The organism is Microbacterium meiriae, assembly GCF_040702565.1.
Lineage (GTDB): Bacteria > Actinomycetota > Actinomycetes > Actinomycetales > Microbacteriaceae > Microbacterium > Microbacterium meiriae.
The window spans coordinates 501,400-520,159 of record NZ_JBFBLJ010000003.1 but is presented as its reverse complement, the minus strand read 5'-3'; the positions used below and the strand labels follow the sequence as shown (position 1 = coordinate 520,159).

Genomic DNA, 18,760 nt, shown 5'->3' with positions numbered 1-18,760 from the left:
CCAGGGTAGTCGCGCCGCGTCGGGCGGTCGCCCGGTCAGACGAGCGAGGGGGCGAAGAGCTCCGGCAGCGCGGCGGTGAAGACCTCGAAGTGGCTGTACCAGACGGTGTGGGCGGCGCCGGGGATGCTGCGCACCGTCACCCCGCCGTGCTCGAACCGTCGCGCGTCCTCATCGGTCACCCAGGCGCTGGGTTCCGCACGCACGACGATGGAGCCGGGGGCGGCGGTCCAATGGCCGTCCTCCCCGCAGGAGACGGAGGCCGCCGTCGGCGGGTCGAACCGCTCGGCCGCCCGCGCCTCGACCGTGGCGTCGTCGACGGAGTAGAAGGGACGGAGGCGGCGGAGGTCGGCGGGCGACATCCGCTCGCGGCGGTCATGCTCGTACTGCGACACGAGCACGGCACGATCCTGGCCGCCCTGCAGGGCGAGCGGCGCGTCGACGTAGACCGCGAGGCCCGGGTCGAGGCGGGGCGCGGCGGCGGCGAGCACCGTGGCTCCGAAGGAGTGCCCCACGGCGACGGCGAGGGTGGAGCAGGCGCGGCCCCCCGGGGTGCCCTCGGCATCGCAGCCGGCCGCGACCTGCGCCAGAGTCTCGACGACGGCATCGGCCGCCGACTCGATCGTGAGCTCCGGGTCACGCGGCGAGAGGCCGTGGCCGGGCAGATCGAGCGCCAGCACGCGGAAGCCGCGTTCCACGAGCAGCGGGACCACGCGGTGCCAGCTCTCGGCGGACCCCATCATGCCGTGCAGCAGCACGGCGACGCGGTCGCCCTCCCCGGCTTCGATGACGTTCAGGAGCACGGAGCCAGTCAACCACGGTCGTTATCCTTTCGTGATACGACTTTCGGCCAGATTCCTTCGAACCTTCGTTCGAATGTCAGTGGTCGGTGATGGACTGACGTCATGCCCGCACTGCTCGACGCGACCGACTCCCAGATGGCGATGCTCGCCGATCTGGTGGAGGGGCTGGAAGCGGCCGAGAAGACGCTGAGCAGCATGCAGGCCGCGCGGGATGGTCTCCTGGCGATGGCGGGGCGGCTTGCGGTCGACATCGCTCGGCAGGCGCGTCATCCGGACGGCGGCGACATGGCGATCCGCACGGTCGCCGCGGAGATCGGGGCCGCACAGCGCGTCAGCGACCGCACGATCGAACGGCGGATGTCCGAGGCGTCCTGGCTGGTCGAGCGGTTCCCCACCGTCTGGGAGGCCCAAGGCGCCGGACGGATCAGCGCCGCGCACGCGCGGCTGATCGTGGAGGCGGGCGCTCATCTCGATGACCCGGACGACCGCTCGCGTTTCGCGACGGAGGCGGTCGAGGTGGCCGCTGCGGAGTCTCCGAACCGGATACGCCGGCTCGTGCGCCGACTGGCCGACCGGTTCCAGGAGCGGACGCTCGTCGAGCGACACCGCGACGCCAGGGAGCTGCGCCGCGTGTGGGTGACCGACCTCGAGGATGGCATGGCCGAACTCGGTGCGCGCGGCCCTGCGGCCCTCGTGCACGGCATGTTCGACCGGCTCTCCCAGATGGCGCATGCCGTGCGGGAGGAGAACGCGCGAGCACACCGTCGGGAGGCGGAGGAGAGCATCCCCGACGACAGGACCGTGGATCAGCTGCGCGCGGACCTGCTCGCCGACCTCGTCCTGACGGGCGCTCCGGCGGGACATGACTCGGAAGAAGGACTGCTCTCGGAACTTCGAGCGCGCGTCGAGGTCACCGTGCCGGTGCTGACCCTGATGCACGGCGAGCAGGAAGGGGCCACGGGCGGCACTCCGATCCTCGCCGCCGAGCTCGACGGGGTGATCCCGATCGATCCGGCCACGGCCCGCCGACTGGCCGGCGCAGCGAGCGGATGGGACCGGGTGCTCACCCACCCGTTCAGCGGGGCGCTGCTGGCCGTCGACCGGTATCGCCCGAGCGAAGACCTCCGCCGGCACCTGCGGGCCCGCGATCAACGCTGCCGCTTCCCCGGCTGCGGCCTCGCGCCCCGGAAGTGCGACCTCGATCACAATCACGATGCGGCGCTCGGCGGAGAGACCGTGCACGACAACCTCGCGACCTTCTGTCGACGACATCACATGCTCAAACACCACTCTCCGTGGCACGTCGAGCAGGGGCCGGGCGGCGTTCTGGAGTGGACGAGCCCCACCGGCCGGAGCTACATCGACCGACCGCCGCCTCCGCACACCGTGACCTTCGCCGAGGATCCCCCGTGGTCTTCGCCCGACGCCAGGACCACCGCCGGCTGATCACGCAGGCACACCGATCGCGTCTGCACACCGATCACGCAGGCACGCCGATCAGCCGTAGGGTGGAAGGCATGTCGAGCCCCGAATCAGACAGGTCGGGGGCTGCCGGTCACACCGTCAGCCCCGTGAACCGCTGATCCCTTCGTCCGCCCTGTCGGCGGGCGCGCGCCGGTGACCCGGGCGCTGACCGTGGTGACGAGAAGCCCTCCTCTTCCCTCTCACCTCGGAGCACTCGATGCCTTTCCCCCTCTATGCCCTCGCCCTGGCGGTCTTCGTCATGGGCACCTCGGAGTTCATGCTCGCTGGACTCCTCCCAGCGATCGCGGACGACCTCCACGTCCCGGTCGGCACGGCCGGTCTCCTCACCTCGGCCTTCGCCGTCGGCATGGTCGTGGGCGCGCCCGCCATGGCCGCGTTCGCGCGCGAGTGGCCGCCGCGTCGCACGCTCATCGTCTGCCTGGCGCTCTTCGCCGCGTGCCATGTCGTCGGCGCGGTGACGTCTGTCTTCGAGCTCCTCCTCGTCATGCGCGTGCTCAGCGCCCTCGCGAACGCGGGGTTCCTCGCCGTCGCGCTGCGTACGGTGACTCTCCTCGTCCCCCGCGAACGCACGGGACGCGCCCTCGCGGTTGTGCTCTCGGGGACGACCATCGCCACCATCGTCGGCGTCCCTGCGGGGGCGGTGCTCGGCAGCGCATTGAGCTGGCGGGCCACCTTCGCCGCCGTCGCGCTGCTCTGTCTCCCCGCGCTCCTCGGGATCCTCCGTGGAGTGCCGACGACGATCCGGGGCGCGACGCATGGGCAGCCTCGGTCGACATCCGGAGCAGCCCCGGCCCCGGCGCAGCCCGCCAGGAAGGCACCGTCCCTGCGCGCGGAAATCGCCCTCCTGCTGACACCGCCGCTCGCCCTCGCGATGATCCTGGCGGCGCTGGTGAACGCGGGGACCTTCGCGGTCTTCACGTTCCTGGCGCCGATCGTCACCGAGATCGCCGGTCTGCCCGACGCTGTGGTCTCCGTCGCGCTCGTCTTGTTCGGTCTCGGCTCGTTCCTCGGCGTGACGATCGCCGGTCGATACGCTGATCGGCACTCGGGCGCGTTGCTCGCCGTCGGTGGACCGCTGCTCCTGGGCGGCTGGATCGTCCTGGCGGCGGTCGCGGATCAGTCGGTCGCGCTGCTGGTTCTCGTCTTCGTGCAGGGCATGGCCTCGTTCGGCGTGGGAAGCACCTTGATCACCCGCGTCCTGTACGCCGCCTCCGCCGCCCCGACGATGGGAGGATCCTACGCGACCGCCGCCCTGAACCTCGGTGCCGTGATCGGTCCGGCCTGGGGCGGCTGGACGCTCGCCAGCGGAGCCGGTCCGCTCTCCCCCGTCGCGGTCGCCGTGACCCTGTCGACCTGTGCCCTCCTTCTTGCCCTGATCACGCGAAGAAGGCACTCCGGCAGCTGACGCCACGAGGCTGAGCCCTGACAACGGCGACGAGCCGCCCGGACCCGAAGGTCCGGACGGCTCGTCGTGTCCGACGTTCGCGGGGAACGAGGACGGTATCGCTTCTGCTTACTCGTACGACTTCACGATCTCGAGGAGGCTCGGAACGTTGGCGTACGCCTCGGCCGCGTTCTCCTTGGTCACGATGACCGGCGGGAGCAGGTAGGCCGGGACGACCTTCTTGCCGTTGTCGTACTGGTCGGTGTCGTTGACGTCGACCTCGTCGCCCTTCTGGAGCTGACCGACCATCTTGATGGCCTGCTCCACGAGCAGCGTGGTGTCCTTGTTGATCGTGGAGTACTGCACGCCCTCCATGATCGACTTCACCGACTCGACCTCGGAGTCCTGACCGGTGACCACCGGGACGGGCTTGCCGGCCTGCTGCGCCGAGGTGATGATGGCGCGGGCGAGGGTGTCGTTCGGGGACAGGACGCCGTCGAGCGTCTCCGAGCCGTAGCTCGACGTGAGGATCGAGTCCATGCGACGCTGCGCGTTCTCCGGCTTCCAGCCCTCGGTCGCCGTCTGGGAGATCTCGGTCTGCCCGGAGACGACGTTCAGCGTGCCGTCGTCGATCTTCGGCTGCAGCACCTCCATCGCCCCGTTGAAGAACACCGCCGAGTTGGCGTCGTCCGGCGAGCCCGAGAACAGCTCGATGTTGTACGGCGCCTCGTGACCCGCGCGCTCGGCGAGGCCGTCGAGCAGCGCCTGGCCCTGGAGCTTGCCGACCTCGAAGTTGTCGAAGGCGACGTAGTAGTCCACGGCGTCGGTGTTCTCGATGAGACGGTCGTAGGCGATGACCGCGACACCCGCGTCGCGGGCGGCCTCCACCTGCGTGGTGAGCTGCTTGCCGTCCTTGGCACCGATGATGATGACCTTGGCGCCACCGGTGACCATCGCCTGGATCTGGTTCTGCTGCTCGGCGACCGTGTTGCTGGCGGGCGCGTACTGCACGTCCGCCTTGAAACCGGCCTTCTCCAGGCCGTCGGTGAACAGCTGACCGGCCAGGACCCAGTTCTCCGAGGTCTTGTCGGGCAGAGCGACACCGATCGTGGAGCCGGCGTCGAAGCCCGAGGCGGTCTTCTCGCCCGACCCCGAACCCGAGTCCCCACCGCCGCGCTCCGAGGAGCAGCCGGTGAGGGCGAATGCGCCCGCGACGACAAGCGCTGTCGCCGACAGAAGGATCTTCTTCATGTGATCTCTTTCTCTGGTGTGTGCAGGTCCCGCCGCGGCTGCGTTGCGCGACGTGGCCCTTACTATCCGCGCGTCTCCTCGACGGCGGGGGCTTCGTACTTCTGACTGGTGGGGTAGTTGGTCTTCGTGGGATCGAACGTGTCGGTGGCCGGGTCCTGCTTGCGGCCGAGACGGCGCGTGAGGAAGCCGGTGATCGACGGACGACCCTGCTGCTTGTTCCACACGTCGACGCCGACGGCGAACAGCAGCACGAGGCCCTTGATCATCGAGACCACGTCAGCACCGGCGCCGAGCAGCGCGAGGCCGTTGTTCAGGAACGCCATCACCAGACCACCGATGATCGACCCGATCACCGTGCCGATGCCGCCGGAGACGGCCGCGCCGCCGATGAAGACGGAGGCGATCGCGTCGAGCTCCCACCCGTTGCCGTCCTGCGGGCCCGAGGCGGTCGCCCTCGCGACGTAGATCATGCCGGCGAGCGAGGCCAGGACCGACATGTTCATCATCACGAAGAAGTCCACCCAACGGTCCTTCACGCCCGAGAGGCGCGCGGCCTGGCGGTTGCCGCCGACCGCGTAGATGTGGCGGCCGAAAACGGTGTTGTTCGTGATGAACGAGTAGAGGATGACGAGGGCGAGGAGGATGACGCCCGAGATCGGGAAGCTCGTGCCCTCGCGCCCCGTGGCGAACAGCCAGCCGGCGATGAGGATGACGGCCGAGATGAGGACGACCTTCGTCACGCTCACCCAGATGGGCGCCATGTCGGAGCCCATCTTGCGCTGGATGCGCCGGGTGCGGATCTCCCAGAACACGATCCATGCGACACCGGCGAGCGCCAGCAGCATGGTCGGGATGTTGAACGGCAGGGGCAGGGCGATCTCCGGCAGGTAGCCGGCACCGATGATCTTGAAGCCCTCTGGCACGGGCACGGACTGAGAGTCACCCACCGCCTGATTCGCACCGCGGAAGAACAGCATGCCGGCCAGCGTCACGATGAACGCCGGCACCCCGACGTAGGCGACCCAGAATCCCTGCCAGGCGCCGACGAGCACGCCGACACCGAGACCGAGGAGGATGCCCAGCGGCCAGGGGAGGTTCCAGTCCTGCATGGCCTTCGCCACGACGATGCCCGTGAACGCGGCGACCGATCCGACCGAGAGGTCGATGTGTCCCATGATGATGACCATCACCATGCCGATCGCCAGGATCAGGATGTACGAGTACTGGTTGACGACGTTGATGAGGTTCCCGGAGGACAGCGTCAGTCCGGTGCCCTTGAAGATCCACGTCAGCACCTGGAAGACGACGAGGATGACGACGAGGCTGCCGAGGATGCCGAACTGACGGAGGGTCGACTGCCCTCCCCCGAACATCTTCGTGATGTCCTTGAAGTGGAAGCCGCGCTTCGCGGTGGTCGAGTCGGTGGTCATGCGGTTGCTTTCTGGGTCGCGGAGGTCATGCTGCGCATGAGGTCTTCGGGGGTCGCCTGGTCGGCCGGGATGCAGTCGGTGACCCGGCCTTCGAACACGGTGTAGATGCGGTCGGAGATGCCGAGCAGCTCGGGCAGCTCGCTGGAGATGACGATCACGCCCTTGCCCTGCGCGGCGAGCTCGTTGATGATCGCGTAGATCTCGTACTTGGCGCCGACGTCGATGCCGCGGGTGGGCTCGTCGAGGATCAGCAGGTCGGGGTCGGTGAACATCCACTTCGCCAGGACGACCTTCTGCTGGTTGCCGCCGGACAGCTTGCCGACGCCCTCCTCCACCGACGGGGTCTTGATGCGCAGCGCCTTGCGGTACCGCTCCGCCACCGAGAACTCCTCGCGGGAGTCGACGACGCCGTGGTGCGCGATCTTGGAGAGCTTCGCCGCGACGATGGACCGCTTGATGGTGTCGAGGAGGTTGAGGCCCAGCACCTTGCGGTCCTCGCTCACGTAGGCGAGCCCGTGCTTGATGGCGGCGGCGACGTCGGGGAGCTCGATCTCCTGTCCGTCCTTCACGATCGTGCCGGAGAGGAACGTGCCGTAGGAGCGGCCGAAGATGCTCATCGCCAGCTCGGTGCGGCCGGCCCCCATGAGCCCGGCGATGCCGACGACCTCGCCACGACGAACGTTGATGCTCGACCCCTTCACGACCATGCGCTCCGGCACGGTCGGATGCTGGACCCACCAGTCCTTGACCTCGAAGAACACCTCGCCGATCTCCGGCGTGCGGTCCGGGTAGCGACTCTCCAGCGATCGGCCGACCATGCCGCGGATGATGCGGTCCTCGTTGATCTCGCCGCGGGAGATGTCGAGCGTCTCGACCGTACGGCCGTCGCGGATGATCGTGATCTCGTCGGCGATCTGCTCGATCTCGTTGAGCTTGTGACTGATCATGATCGACGCGATGCCCTTGGCCTTGAGCCCGAGGATCAGGTCGAGGAGGTGCTGCGAGTCGTTCTCGTTGAGCGCCGCGGTCGGCTCGTCGAGGATGAGCAGCTTGACGTCCTTGTTGAGCGCCTTGGCGATCTCGATGAGCTGCTGCTTGCCGACGCCGAGCGTCTTGACCGGGACGTCAGGGTCCTCATCCAGCCCCACGCGGGCGAGGAGCTCGATCGTGCGCTCCTTCTGCGCCTGCCAGTCGATGCGCCCGAAGCGGCGGATCTCGTTGCCGAGGAAGATGTTCTCGGTGACCGAGAGCTCCGGGATGAGCGCGAGCTCCTGGTGGATGATGACGATGCCGGCCTGCTCGCTGGCAGCGATGTCCTTGAAGCGCTGCTCCTGGCCGTACAGGAGGATCTCGCCGTCGTAGGTCCCGTAGGGATATACCCCCGAGAGGACCTTCATCAGCGTCGACTTCCCGGCGCCGTTCTCGCCGCAGATCGCATGGATCTCACCGGCGCGGACGGTGATCGAGACGTCGGCGAGCGCTTTGACTCCCGGGAACTCCTTGGTGATGCGGCGCATCTCCAGGATCGGACCTGACACGGTCGGCAACGTTGCTGTGGTGCTCACGGATCTTCCTCGCGACGTGCGGTCACCTTCGATGTGACCGTTCACATCGGTATATCGTCGTCTTCCGCGGGAGCGGTGTCAAGTCCGCGGCGTGTTTTCGTGTCGCTACCGTGATGCAGCGGATTCGCGCGCCCGCAGAAGGGTCTGCAGAGGGCCGAACGCGGGGGGCTTCTCACCGCGGATCTCGGCGAGGAGGATGCGCACGGCGCGTCGGCCGAGCTCGGGGAAGTCCTGATGCACCGTGCTGAGCGTCGGCGCCACGTGCGCCGCGACCGGGATGTCGTCGAAGCCGATCACGCTCACGTCGTGCGGCACGCGCAGCCCGGCGTCGCGGAAGCCGTGGAGCAGCCCGATCGCCATGAGGTCGTTCGCCGCGAACACCGCCGTGAAGTCGCGCCGCAGCGAGAGTTCCTTGCCGGCGAAGTAGCCGAAGTCGGCCGTCCAGTCGCCGCGGATCGGTGGGAACGTGGAAAGGTCGGCGTCGCGGAGCGCATCGAGGTACCCGCGCATCCGGGACTCGGCCTCGATCCAGTCCTGCGGGCCGGCGAGATGGAGGATGTCGCTGTGGCCCAGAGCGATCAGGTGCTCCGTGGCCGCCTTCGCCCCCGCCACCTGGTCAGCCGAGAGGCTCACGCCGTCCGATCCCGAGGCCGTCTGCAGGGTCACGAACGGCATCGTGACGTTCATGCCGCGCAGGACATGGAAGACGCGCACCTGCGGCGCGAGCACCACGATGCCGTCGACCTGCTCGCGCTCGAGCTGGCGCACGGCGTTGCCGATCGCCTCCGGCGTGGTCGCGGGGAGATTGAGCGTGGAGACGGAGTACCCCTCCTCCCGCGCCGCGTCTTCGATGCCGGCGATGGACGACGTCGGTCCGAACTCGCCGATCGTCGCGGAGAGGATGCCGAGCATGTTCGACTTGCTCGTCACGAGCGCGCGGGCGGCGAGGTTGGGGCGGTAGTCGAGGACGGCGATCGCGTCGAGGACCTTCGCCTTGGTCTCCGGGCGGATGCTGGGGTGATCGTTGAGCACCCGGGACACCGTCTGGTGGGAGACGCCGGCGAGGCGGGCGACGTCGCGGATGCTGGGCATGCGGGCACGCTCGGAGGAGGTGGACATCCAGCCTCCTCGCGTGTGCACGGTCACATGACTACTTCATTATGTCTGCCGACGATGCCCCGTGCACCTCGACGGGGCACCGGAGTTCGTGGGAGCGCACCGGAAGCACGCCCTGGTTTCGTCCGACGGCACGGGACGCGCCGCGCGGAGGGTGCGAGGGTGGCGGGGTGGACACCCTGGTACGCGGCGGGCGCGTGATCGACCCGATGACCGAGACGGACCGGACCGCCGACCTGCTGATCGCCGACGGGCGGGTGCGGGCCATCGGGCGGGATCTCGCCGCGCCCGTCGGCGCCGACGTGATCGAGGCGGACGGGGCGATCGTCGGTCCCGGCTTCGTCGACCTGCACAGCCACGTGCACTCGATCGCCGGTCAGCGGCTCCAGGCGATGGACGGCGTGACCACCGCACTCGACCTCGAGGCCGGGCTCATGCCGATCGCGGAGGCCTTCGCGCGCGCCGCCGCGGACGGACGCCCCCTGAACTACGGGTTCTCCGCCTCCTGGGCGCAGGCCCGCGCCCTCGCTCACCTCGGCCGCGTGCCCGTCGCCGACTTCACCGCGTCGATGGACCTACTCGGCCTCAGCGAGTGGCAGCGGTCCTCCTCCCCCGTCGAGCGTCGCCGCTGGCTGCGCCTCCTGGAGGACGAGCTGTCCGCCGGAGCTCTCGGCATCGGCGTGCTGATGGGCTACGCCCCGCGATCCGACCCGGACGAGTACCTGGCCCTCGCCCGGATCGCCGCCGCCGCACACGCCCCGACCTTCACCCACGTCCGCGAACTGATCGAGGCCGATCCGCGGACCCCGATCGACGGGTCGGAGGAACTCGTCCGGGCTGCGGCCGAGACCGGCGCCGCCATGCACCACTGCCACGTGAACAGCACCTCGCTCCGCCACGTCGACCGGGTGCTCGCGCTCCTCGACCGCAGTCGGGCCGCCGGCTCCCGGGTGACCGTCGAGGCCTATCCGTACGGCGCGGGGAGCACAGCCATCGGGGCTTTCTTCCTCGCGCCGGAGAAGCTCCCCGGCCTCGGCATCACGCCGCAGTCGCTCCTCCTCGTGGAGACGGGCGAGCGGATCGCCGACGAGACCCGGCTGCGCGAGCTCCGCGCCTCCGATCCCGGCGCCACCTGCATCGTCACCTTCCTCGACGAGGCCGACCCCTTCGACCGCGCCCACCTCCACCGCGCGCTGGCCTACCCGGACGCGATCGTCGCGAGCGACGCCATGCCGGTGTCGTGGACGCAGCCCGACGGCTCCTCCGTGTACGAGCAGCGGGACTGGCCACTCCCGCCCGGTGGGCACACGCATCCGCGCACCGCCGGCACGTTCCTCAAGTCGCTGCGCCTGATGGTGCGGGAAAGCGGGGAGTGGAGCTGGCTGGAGGCCTTCCGCCGCTGCTCCACCCTCCCCGCCCGCGTGCTGGACGAGGTCGCCTCCGGGATGCGACGGAAGGGCCACCTGGGCGTGGGCGCCGACGCCGACCTGGTGATCCTCGACCCGGACGCCGTGACCGATCGCGCCAGCTACGCCGACCCGACCCGCCCATCCCGGGGCGTCCGGCACCTGCTCGTGCACGGCACGGCGGTGGTGCGGGACGGCGACATCGTGCCCGATGCCCTGCCGGGACGTGCCGTGCGCGGCGACGCCTGACGCCTCGAGCGCTGAGCTCTTCGTCCGGCGGCACCAAGGGCGGCGCACATCTCGTCGCCGGGCACCAACGACGAACCGGAACCCGCCAATAGTCTCGGCGCATCGCCGTCCCCCCTCCGTGGCGACGGCCGACTCGACGAAGAGGAGCGCACGTGTCCGAACTGAACGAAATCGGCAGCTGGGTGCGGGAGAACCTGCCCGCGCTGCTCGCCGACGCGCACGTCCCCGCGGCATCCGTCGCGGTCCTGTCCGACGGCGAGGTCGTCACCGCCGCCGCCGGCATCCTGAACCGCAACACCGGAGTCGAAGCCGACGAGGACTCGGTCTTCCAGATCGGGTCCATCACCAAGACCTGGACGGCGACGCTCATCATGCAGCTCGTCGACGAGGGTCTGCTGGACCTCGATGCGCCGGTGCGCGACGTCGTCCCGGCGTTCGCGATCGCCGACGAGGCGGCGGCGAGCGCCATCACCCCGCGCCAGCTCCTCAGCCACGTGAGCGGATTCGAGGGCGACCTGTTCAACGACACCGGGGTGGGCGACGACGCCGTGGAGAAGTACCTCGCCACGATCACGGATGCCCCGCAGCTGTTCGCACCCGGCGAGCGCTTCTCGTACAACAACGCCGCCTTCGTGGTGCTCGGCCGGATCGTCGAGGTGCTGCGCGGGACGTCCTTCGACCAGGCGTTGCGCACGCATCTGGCGACACCGCTCGGGCTCACCCATCTCGCCACCTCCGCGGCGGAGGCGATCATGTTCCGCGCCGCACTCGGTCATCTCCCGTCCGAGGACGGCGACGAACCGGTCCCGGCACCCGTGTGGAGCCTCGTGCGCTCCAACGCCCCTGCCGGATCGATGCTCGCGATGACGGCGCGCGACCTCGTGACGTACGCCCGGATGCATCTGGACGGCGGCGTCGCCGCGGACGGCACCCGTGTGCTCTCGACGGTGAGCGTGCAGGCCATGCAGGAACGTCAGGTCGAGCTGCCGGACCTCGGGCTAATGGGCGACGCCTGGGGCCTCGGCTGGGAGCTCTTCGACTGGGAAGGCGGGCCCGTCATCGGCCACGACGGCGGCACGATCGGCCAGAACGCATTCCTCCGCATGGTGCCGGGCGCGGGTGTCGCCGTCGCCGTGCTCACCAACGGCGGACACGCCGTCGACGTCTACCACGCGATCACCTCGCGGGTCCTCGCCGCCCTCGCCGGCGTGCGCATGCCGGCGCTGCCCTCCCTCCCGCACTCCCCCGTGGAGGTCGACCTCGACCGGATCCTCGGGACCTATTCGTCCTCGGTGTCCGACTCGACCGTACGCGTCGACGACGACGGTCGCGTGTGGCTCGAGCGCACCATGAAGGGCATCTTCGCGGAGCTGGGTCCGGCCCCCGAACCGGTGGAGCTCGTCGGCTGGGCGGGTGACACCCTCCTCCCCCGCGAGGCGCAGAACGGCATCCGCATGCCGCACGCCTTCGTGGGCGACGACGGCACGGGTCGCGCACTGTACCTGCACACGGGCCGGGCCGACCGCCGGGTGGACGCATGACGACCGCGGCGACGACAGCTCCCGGCATCTCGGAGATCTTCGCCGATGCCGGCGCCGTCGGCTTCCTGCACGCGCGGGAGATCGGCGTCGACGGCGGACCGGAGGTCGCGATCGGCGCCGACGAGCCGGTCGTGCTCGCATCGGTGTTCAAGATCCTCGTGCTGACGGCGTTCGTCCGTGCGGTCGAGGCGGGCGAGCTCGACGGGCGGGAGCGCACCACCGTCACGGCCCGCTACCGCATCGGCGGTGTCGGCACGGCCGGATTCGCCGACGACACCGAGGTGAGCTGGCGCGACCTCGCTCTGAACATGATGTCGATGAGCGACAACGCCGCCACCGACGTCCTCTACCACCGCCTCGGCGCCGCGGCTGTGGACAGGGTGATCACCGATCTCGGCCTGCACCGCACGCACCTCATCGGCTGCTGCGAGGACCTGTTCGCCTCCGTCGTCTCCGGTCTCGGCGGCACCCCGGACAGCGACCTGGACGCTCTGCTGAGCGGTGCGTCGGCGGACCAGGTGCTCGCCCTCGACGCGCTCGATCCGCAGCGGACCACGCGCTCGACCCCCCGCGAGGTCACGATGCTGCTCGACTCCCTGTGGAGCGACCGCGCCGCCCCCGCGGCGGCCTGCCGGCAGGCGCGCGACATCATGGCCAGACAGATCTGGCCGCACCGACTCTCGTCCGCCTTCCCCTCCGGCGTGCAGATCGCAGCGAAGACGGGGACGCTGCCCACCTGGCGCAACGAGGCCGGGGTGGTGACCTACCCGGACGGTCGGCAGTACGCCGTCGCCGTCTTCACCCGCGCGGCCTCGCTCGCCGACCGGCAGCCGCGCGTCGACGCGTCCATCGGCGCCGCCGCGTACGCCGCCGTCGAGCACCTGCGCGCGGCGACACCGAGCCGGAGCCACGACTCCTGAACCGCACCACCCCCTCGCACCACCGATCCGCACGACCCGACCCGCACCGCCCGAACACCGCTGGAGGCTCCTGATGCGTTCCCGTACCCCGCTGCTCGCCCTGCTCGGCGCCACGGCGCTCGCCCTGACATCGTGCGCCGGCGGCGCCGCTCCCGGCGGCGACGCCGGGGAGGGCGTCCTCGCCGACGGCAAGACGTTCACCTCGGTGATCTCGACCGATCCCGGAAGCCTGGATCCGTTCGTGACCGTGATGTCCGTCGCCCGCTCCGTCGACCGCTTCCTTTACGCCCGTCTCGTGGAGGTCCTCGAGGACGGCAGCATCGTGTCGGGTCTCGCCGAGGACTGGGAGTCCGACACCACCACGGCGACCTTCACCCTGCGCGACGGCGTCACCTGCGAGGACGGCACGCCGCTCACCGCGACCGACGTGGCCGCGAACATCACCCACATCGGCGACCCCGCGAACGGCTCTCCCCTCATCGGCCTCCAGGTGCAGCCCGGCACCTCGGCCGTCGGAGACGACGCCGCCGGCACGGTCACCGTCACCAGCGGCCGCCCCGACTCGTTCCTTCTGGAGAACGTGGGCAGCATCTCGATCGTGTGCGGCACCGTGATCGACGACCCGGATGCGCTGGCCAAGGGCGAAGGCGCGACCGGCATGTTCACGATGACGGAGATCGTCCCCAACAGCCAGTACACGCTCACGCGTCGCGACGACTTCACCTGGGGCCCCGGAGACTGGGATCCGGAGCAGAAGGGCCTGCCGGACACCGTGGTCTTCCGGGTGATCCCGAACGAGACGACCGCCGCCAACCTCCTCCTCTCCGGAGAGGTCAACGCGGCCCTGGTGATCGGCCCGGACAGCACGCGCATGGAGGAGGCCGGACTCTTCCACACCGATGTCCAGACGCCCGGCGGCTCCTTCACGTTCAACCAGGCCGACGGCCGACCGACCGCCGACCCGGCCGTCCGCGAGGCGCTCATGCAGGCCGTCGATCTGGAGCAGCTGCGGCAGGTCATCGGCAGCGGCAAGGCCACCGTGCCGACCGGGCTCGTCACGGTCTCGCCCAACCCGTGCCGCGCCGACACCGTCTCCGGGCACCTGCCGGAGACGGACGTCGACGCCGCGGCCGCGGCTCTGGACGAGGCAGGGTGGACCGCCGGCTCCGATGGCGTCCGCGCCAAGGACGGTGAGCCGCTCACGCTGAAGATGATCTACTCCGCGCAGTTGGGCGACGCCGGCAACGCGGCGGCGGAGCTCGCCCAGTCCGCCTGGAAGGACCTCGGAGTCGACATCTCCGTCACCGCGGTCGACTCGCCCACGCTGAGCGAGGTGCTGTTCTCGACGGGCGACTGGGACATCTCCGCCGCCCCGCTGACGGTGTCCCTGCCGAGCATGCTCGTGCCGTTCTACTCCGGGCCCACCCCGCCGAACGGCACGAACTTCGCCGGCATCGACAACCCCGACTACACCGCCGCGGTCACCGCCGCGTCGGAGAAGGCCGGCACCGACGGGTGCGACGACTGGAGCGCGGCCGAGGTCGCCCTCTTCGAGACGACCAGCGTGGTGCCCTATGCGAACATCCTGCGCTCGACCTTCGCCCACAAGGCGGAGTTCACCGAGGGCGACGGCATCGACCCGACGTCGATCCGGATGTTCGAGTAACGGAGGCAGCCGATGGCCAGCACCACCGCCACGCAGGCGATCCTGATCAGATCCGCCCGGTCGGACAACCCGTGGGTGTCCTTCCTGGTCCGGCGCGGAGGGCAGTTCGTCCTCGCGGTGTGGGTGCTGGTCACGGCGGCCTTCCTGATGATCCATCTCGTCCCCGGCGACCCGGTGCGGGCGGCGTTAGGGATGAACGCCCCGGCCGAGCTCGTCGAGTCCCGCCGGGCGGCCCTCGGTCTCGACCAGCCGCTGCTCGTGCAGTACGTCCGTTACATCGGCGGACTGTTCACGGGCGATATGGGCACCTCGATGATCACGAGCCAGCCGGTCTCCGAGCTCATCGCGACCCGGCTCCCCGCCACGCTCCAGCTCGCGCTCCTCGCGGTGGTCCTGGTGCTGCTGATCTCGGTGCCGCTCGGGGTCACGATGGCCGTGGCCACCCGCGGCGGCCGGCGCCGTGGCCTGGAGCTGGGTTTCGCCACGGTCACGGTGATCCTCGCCGCGATCCCCGAGTTCCTGCTCGCGGTCGGCCTCGTCTACGTCTTCGCCGTCTCCCTCGGGTGGTTCCCGGTCGCCGGCAACACCGCACCGTTCGCCCTCGTGCTCCCGGTGCTGGCCCTCGCGATCGGGCCGATCGCCGTGTTCTCCCGCATCATCCGGGTCGAGGTGCTCTCGGTGCTCGGGCAGGACTTCATCCGCACCGCCCGCGCCAAGCGGCTCGCCCCGCGCCGCATCTACTCCCGGCACGCGGTCCCCAACGCCATGACCGCCACCCTCACCCTCACCGGCCTGCTGCTGACGGGCATGGTCGCCGGCACCGTCCTCGTGGAGAACGTCTTCGCCTGGCCGGGGCTCGGCACCATGATCGTGCAGTCCATCCTCACCAAGGACTACTCGGTCGTGCAGGGGATCGTGCTCGTCTACGGCATCGGCGTGCTCCTGGTGAACCTCGTCATCGACGTGGTCCTCGCCCTCCTCGATCCGCGCTCCACCATCAGGGAGGCATGATGGCGCCCACCCGCAACGCCTGGTCGGCGATCGTCCGGTCCCCGCTCGGGGCCACCGCGCTCGTCCTCATGGTCCTCGTCGCGCTCACCGCGATCCTCGGGCCCGTCATCTGGGGCCCGCAGGCCGAGCAGGTCGACCCGACCGCCGTCACCCAGGGCCCCAGCGCCGCCCATCTGCTGGGCACCGACACTCTCGGTCGCGACGTGCTGGCGCGGGTGCTGGTGGCCACCCGCCTCTCCGTGGTCCTCGCCGTCATCGCCGTCCTCATCGGCGTGATCGCGGGATCGCTGCTCGGCATGGCCCCCTCGGTCCTCCCGCGGTGGGCCGGACGCCCGATCGCCGGTTTCGTGAACATCGCCGTCGCCTTCCCCGGGCTCCTGCTCGCGCTCTTCTTCGCCGTGATCTTCGGCGTCGGCACCACCGGATCCGTGCTCGCGATCGGACTGGCCATGGCACCGCAGTTCGCGCGTCTGACCCAGACCCTGTCCGCGGCGATCGCCGGACGTGACTTCATCGCGGCGGCCCAGGTCGCCGGCGTCTCCCGATTCCGCATCCTGTTCCGGCACATCCTGCCGAACATCGGCGAACCGCTCATCGTCAATGCGACCGTGGCCGCGGGGTCCGCGCTGCTCGCGTTCGCCGGTCTGTCCTTCCTTGGGCTCGGCGTGCAGGTACCGGAGTACGACTGGGGCCGCCTGCTCGGCGAGGGCCTGAACCGCATCTACCTCAACCCCGCGGCGGCGCTCGGTCCCGCCGTGGCCGTGATCATCGCCGGACTCGCCTTCAATCTCCTGGGCGAGACCGCCGCCGCGGCGCTGGGCGGACGCTCCGGACGCCGCCGCCACCGGCTTCCCGCCGTCGCGCAGCCCGCCCCGGGCGACGCCGGCACCGTGCCCGCGCAGGTCGACGGCGACGACGTGGTGCTCCTCGTCGACGACCTGCGCGTCTCCTTCCCCACGCCTGCCGGCTGGGTCACGCCCGTCCGCGGGGTGTCCTTCACCGTCGGCCGGGGTGAGGCGATCGGCGTGGTCGGAGAGTCCGGCTCGGGGAAGAGCCTCACGGCGCTCGCTGCGGCTCGGCTCATCGAACAGCCGGGACACGTGTCCGCCGCCCGCCTCGACTTCTGCGGCGTCCCGGTGCTCACCACGTCGGAACGGGCGCTGCGACCGTTGCTGGGGACCTCGCTGGCGATGGTGTTCCAGGATCCGATGACGTCGTTCAACCCGACCCGCCGGATCGGCGCGCAGCTCGCCGAAGCCGCGTCCGAGCACCAGGACATCACCCGCCGGGCCGCCAGGGAGCGCGCGGTCGAGCGCCTGCAGTCCGTACGGGTGCCTGCTGCGGCCCGCCGCGCCCACCAGTACCCGCATGAGTTCTCCGGCGGGATGCGGCAGCGCGCCATGATCGCGATGGGGCTGATGAACCACCCCAAGCTCATCATCGCCGACGAGCCGACGACAGCCCTCGACGTCACCGTGCAGCGGCAGGTGCTGCAGCTGCTCGACCGCGTGCGCCGGGACACCGACGCGGCCATCCTCCTCATCAGCCACGACATCGCCGTCGTCTCCCAGACCTGCGACCGCGTGCTCGTGATGTATGCCGGCCGCATCGTGGAGGACCTCCCCGCCGCCGACCTGCACAGCGCCGCACGGCACCCGTACACGCGTGCGCTGCTGGAGGTCGTCCCCGAGCTCGACACCGACCGGTCCCTGCCGCTGCGGACGATCCCCGGACGCCCACCGGCGCCGGGCGCCTTCCCCGTCGGCTGCGCCTACGCCGACCGCTGCCCGCTCGCGACCGCCGTCTGCCGCGAGAAGGACCCAGCGCTCGTCGCCGACGACGCCGGGCGCCGCGTGGCCTGCTGGCACCCCGTGACGGCGACGCCCGCGCCGGTCCGTGAAGAGGAGGCCGTCCGATGAGCGCACTGCGCTTCGAGCACGTGAGCGTGCGGTACGGATCGCACCGGTCCGGGCTGACGGCCGTGGACGATGCGACGCTGACCGTGCCCTCCGGTTCCGTCGTGGGCCTGGTCGGCGAATCGGGCTCGGGCAAGTCGACCCTCGCGCGCGCCGCCATCGGCCTCGCCCCGATCAGCGAGGGCGCCATCACGCTCGACGGCGCGGACGTGCGCTCCTTCCGTCGCCGTCGCCCCATCCAGATGGTGTTCCAGGACCCGTTCTCCTCGCTCGACCCGCGGATGACCATCGGCGAGTCGATCGCCGAAGCGCTCCCCCGCGACCTGCGCGGGGGCCGAGCCCGCCGCGCCGAGGTCGCCCGCCTGCTCGACCTCGTGAGCCTCGACGCCGACCGGGCCGAGGCCCTCCCCGCCGCCCTCTCCGGCGGGCAGCGGCAGCGGATCGCGCTCGCCAGGGCTCTGGCGGCCCGCCCCGAGGTCGTCATCGCCGACGAGATCACCTCGGCTCTCGACGTCTCCGTGCAGGGCTCCGTGCTCAACCTCGTCCGGGAGCTGCGGGCCGAACTCGATCTGACGATGCTCTTCATCTCGCACAACCTCTCCGTCGTCCGCTACCTCAGCGACCACATCGCGGTCATGTACCTCGGGCGGATCGTCGAGGTCGGCCCCACCGCGCGGGTGCTCGCAGATCCGCAGCATCCCTACACGCGGGAGCTCCTGCAGGCGGCACCCACCCGCCACGGCGACCTGCTGGCGGTCGACCCGGTCGCCCCGGTCGCCGTGGAACCCGCCGACCCGCACGCGCCGCCCTCCGGCTGCCGCTTCCACCCGCGGTGCCCCATCGGTCCCGTCGCCCGGCCCGACCGGCAGATCTGCGTGCTCTCCGAGCCGATGCGCCCCACCGGACCGGTCGGAGCCGCCTGCCATTTCGCCGGATCTGTGCCGCCGCCCCAAAGCGCGGTCCTGCTTTCGGTCACCGCCACAACACCGCCGGCGACCGCAGCCGACACGCTGAACTGAC

General features: G+C 70.5%; 14 protein-coding genes. 9 read left to right on the top strand and 5 right to left on the bottom strand.

What is annotated here, in order from left to right; translation table 11 throughout:
* Nucleotides 1-35: 35 nt before the first annotated feature.
* Nucleotides 36-800, bottom strand: a complete 765-nt coding sequence (locus AB0310_RS16280; RefSeq protein ID WP_259963060.1) for an alpha/beta fold hydrolase — start codon at nt 798-800, stop codon at nt 36-38.
* A 102-nt stretch (nt 801-902) separates the two neighbouring features.
* Here AB0310_RS16280 and AB0310_RS16275 point away from each other — a divergent pair, with 102 nt between their 5' ends.
* Nucleotides 903-2,246: an HNH endonuclease signature motif containing protein gene (locus AB0310_RS16275; protein ID WP_366237641.1), complete on the top strand. Its 1,344-nt coding sequence runs from the start codon at nt 903-905 to the stop codon at nt 2,244-2,246.
* A gap of 235 nt (nt 2,247-2,481) precedes the next feature.
* The gene (locus tag AB0310_RS16270; protein ID WP_366237640.1) at nt 2,482-3,690 is read left to right on the top strand and encodes a Cmx/CmrA family chloramphenicol efflux MFS transporter; all 1,209 of its coding nucleotides are present in this window, start codon (nt 2,482-2,484) and stop codon (nt 3,688-3,690) included.
* A 108-nt stretch (nt 3,691-3,798) separates the two neighbouring features.
* Here AB0310_RS16270 and AB0310_RS16265 read toward each other — a convergent pair whose 3' ends face one another.
* The 4 genes from AB0310_RS16265 to AB0310_RS16250 form a co-directional block, all read right to left on the bottom strand.
* The gene (locus AB0310_RS16265) at nt 3,799-4,920 is read right to left on the bottom strand and encodes a substrate-binding domain-containing protein (protein WP_366237639.1); all 1,122 of its coding nucleotides are present in this window, start codon (nt 4,918-4,920) and stop codon (nt 3,799-3,801) included.
* Nucleotides 4,921-4,982: 62 nt separating this feature from the next.
* A complete protein-coding gene (mmsB, locus tag AB0310_RS16260; RefSeq protein ID WP_187661979.1) occupies nt 4,983-6,350 on the bottom strand; it encodes a multiple monosaccharide ABC transporter permease in 1,368 nt (455 codons plus the stop codon).
* Nucleotides 6,347-7,888, bottom strand: coding sequence for a multiple monosaccharide ABC transporter ATP-binding protein (mmsA, locus tag AB0310_RS16255; protein ID WP_259951524.1), 1,542 nt, complete (start codon nt 7,886-7,888; stop codon nt 6,347-6,349). The genes mmsB and mmsA overlap by 4 nt, the downstream gene beginning before the upstream one ends.
* A gap of 132 nt (nt 7,889-8,020) precedes the next feature.
* Nucleotides 8,021-9,034, bottom strand: coding sequence for a LacI family DNA-binding transcriptional regulator (locus AB0310_RS16250; protein ID WP_187661980.1), 1,014 nt, complete (start codon nt 9,032-9,034; stop codon nt 8,021-8,023).
* Nucleotides 9,035-9,201: 167 nt separating this feature from the next.
* On the opposite strand from AB0310_RS16250, the gene AB0310_RS16245 reads away from it, so the two are divergent.
* The 7 genes from AB0310_RS16245 to AB0310_RS16215 all read left to right on the top strand — a co-directional run bounded on the left by AB0310_RS16245 (nt 9,202) and on the right by AB0310_RS16215 (nt 18,759).
* Complete coding sequence (locus AB0310_RS16245) at nt 9,202-10,686, top strand: amidohydrolase family protein (protein ID WP_187661981.1); 1,485 nt, start codon at nt 9,202-9,204, stop codon at nt 10,684-10,686.
* A gap of 152 nt (nt 10,687-10,838) precedes the next feature.
* Entirely contained in the window at nt 10,839-12,227 is a 1,389-nt protein-coding gene (locus AB0310_RS16240; protein ID WP_259951509.1) for a serine hydrolase domain-containing protein, read from the top strand.
* Nucleotides 12,224-13,147 carry a serine hydrolase gene (locus tag AB0310_RS16235; protein WP_187661983.1) on the top strand — a complete coding sequence of 308 codons (924 nt, stop codon included), beginning with the start codon at nt 12,224-12,226 and terminating at the stop codon, nt 13,145-13,147. The genes AB0310_RS16240 and AB0310_RS16235 overlap by 4 nt, the downstream gene beginning before the upstream one ends.
* 73 nt (nt 13,148-13,220) lie before the next feature.
* Nucleotides 13,221-14,813: an ABC transporter substrate-binding protein gene (locus AB0310_RS16230; RefSeq protein ID WP_187661984.1), complete on the top strand. Its 1,593-nt coding sequence runs from the start codon at nt 13,221-13,223 to the stop codon at nt 14,811-14,813.
* A gap of 12 nt (nt 14,814-14,825) precedes the next feature.
* The gene (locus tag AB0310_RS16225; RefSeq protein ID WP_187661985.1) at nt 14,826-15,824 is read left to right on the top strand and encodes an ABC transporter permease; all 999 of its coding nucleotides are present in this window, start codon (nt 14,826-14,828) and stop codon (nt 15,822-15,824) included.
* The gene (locus AB0310_RS16220; RefSeq protein WP_197971840.1) at nt 15,821-17,743 is read left to right on the top strand and encodes a dipeptide/oligopeptide/nickel ABC transporter permease/ATP-binding protein; all 1,923 of its coding nucleotides are present in this window, start codon (nt 15,821-15,823) and stop codon (nt 17,741-17,743) included. Before AB0310_RS16225 ends, AB0310_RS16220 begins: the two co-directional genes overlap by 4 nt.
* On the top strand, nt 17,740-18,759 hold the full coding sequence (locus AB0310_RS16215) for an ABC transporter ATP-binding protein (protein ID WP_187661986.1): 1,020 nt from the start codon (nt 17,740-17,742) through the stop codon (nt 18,757-18,759). The genes AB0310_RS16220 and AB0310_RS16215 overlap by 4 nt, the downstream gene beginning before the upstream one ends.
* The last annotated feature ends 1 nt before the right edge of the window (nt 18,760 follow it).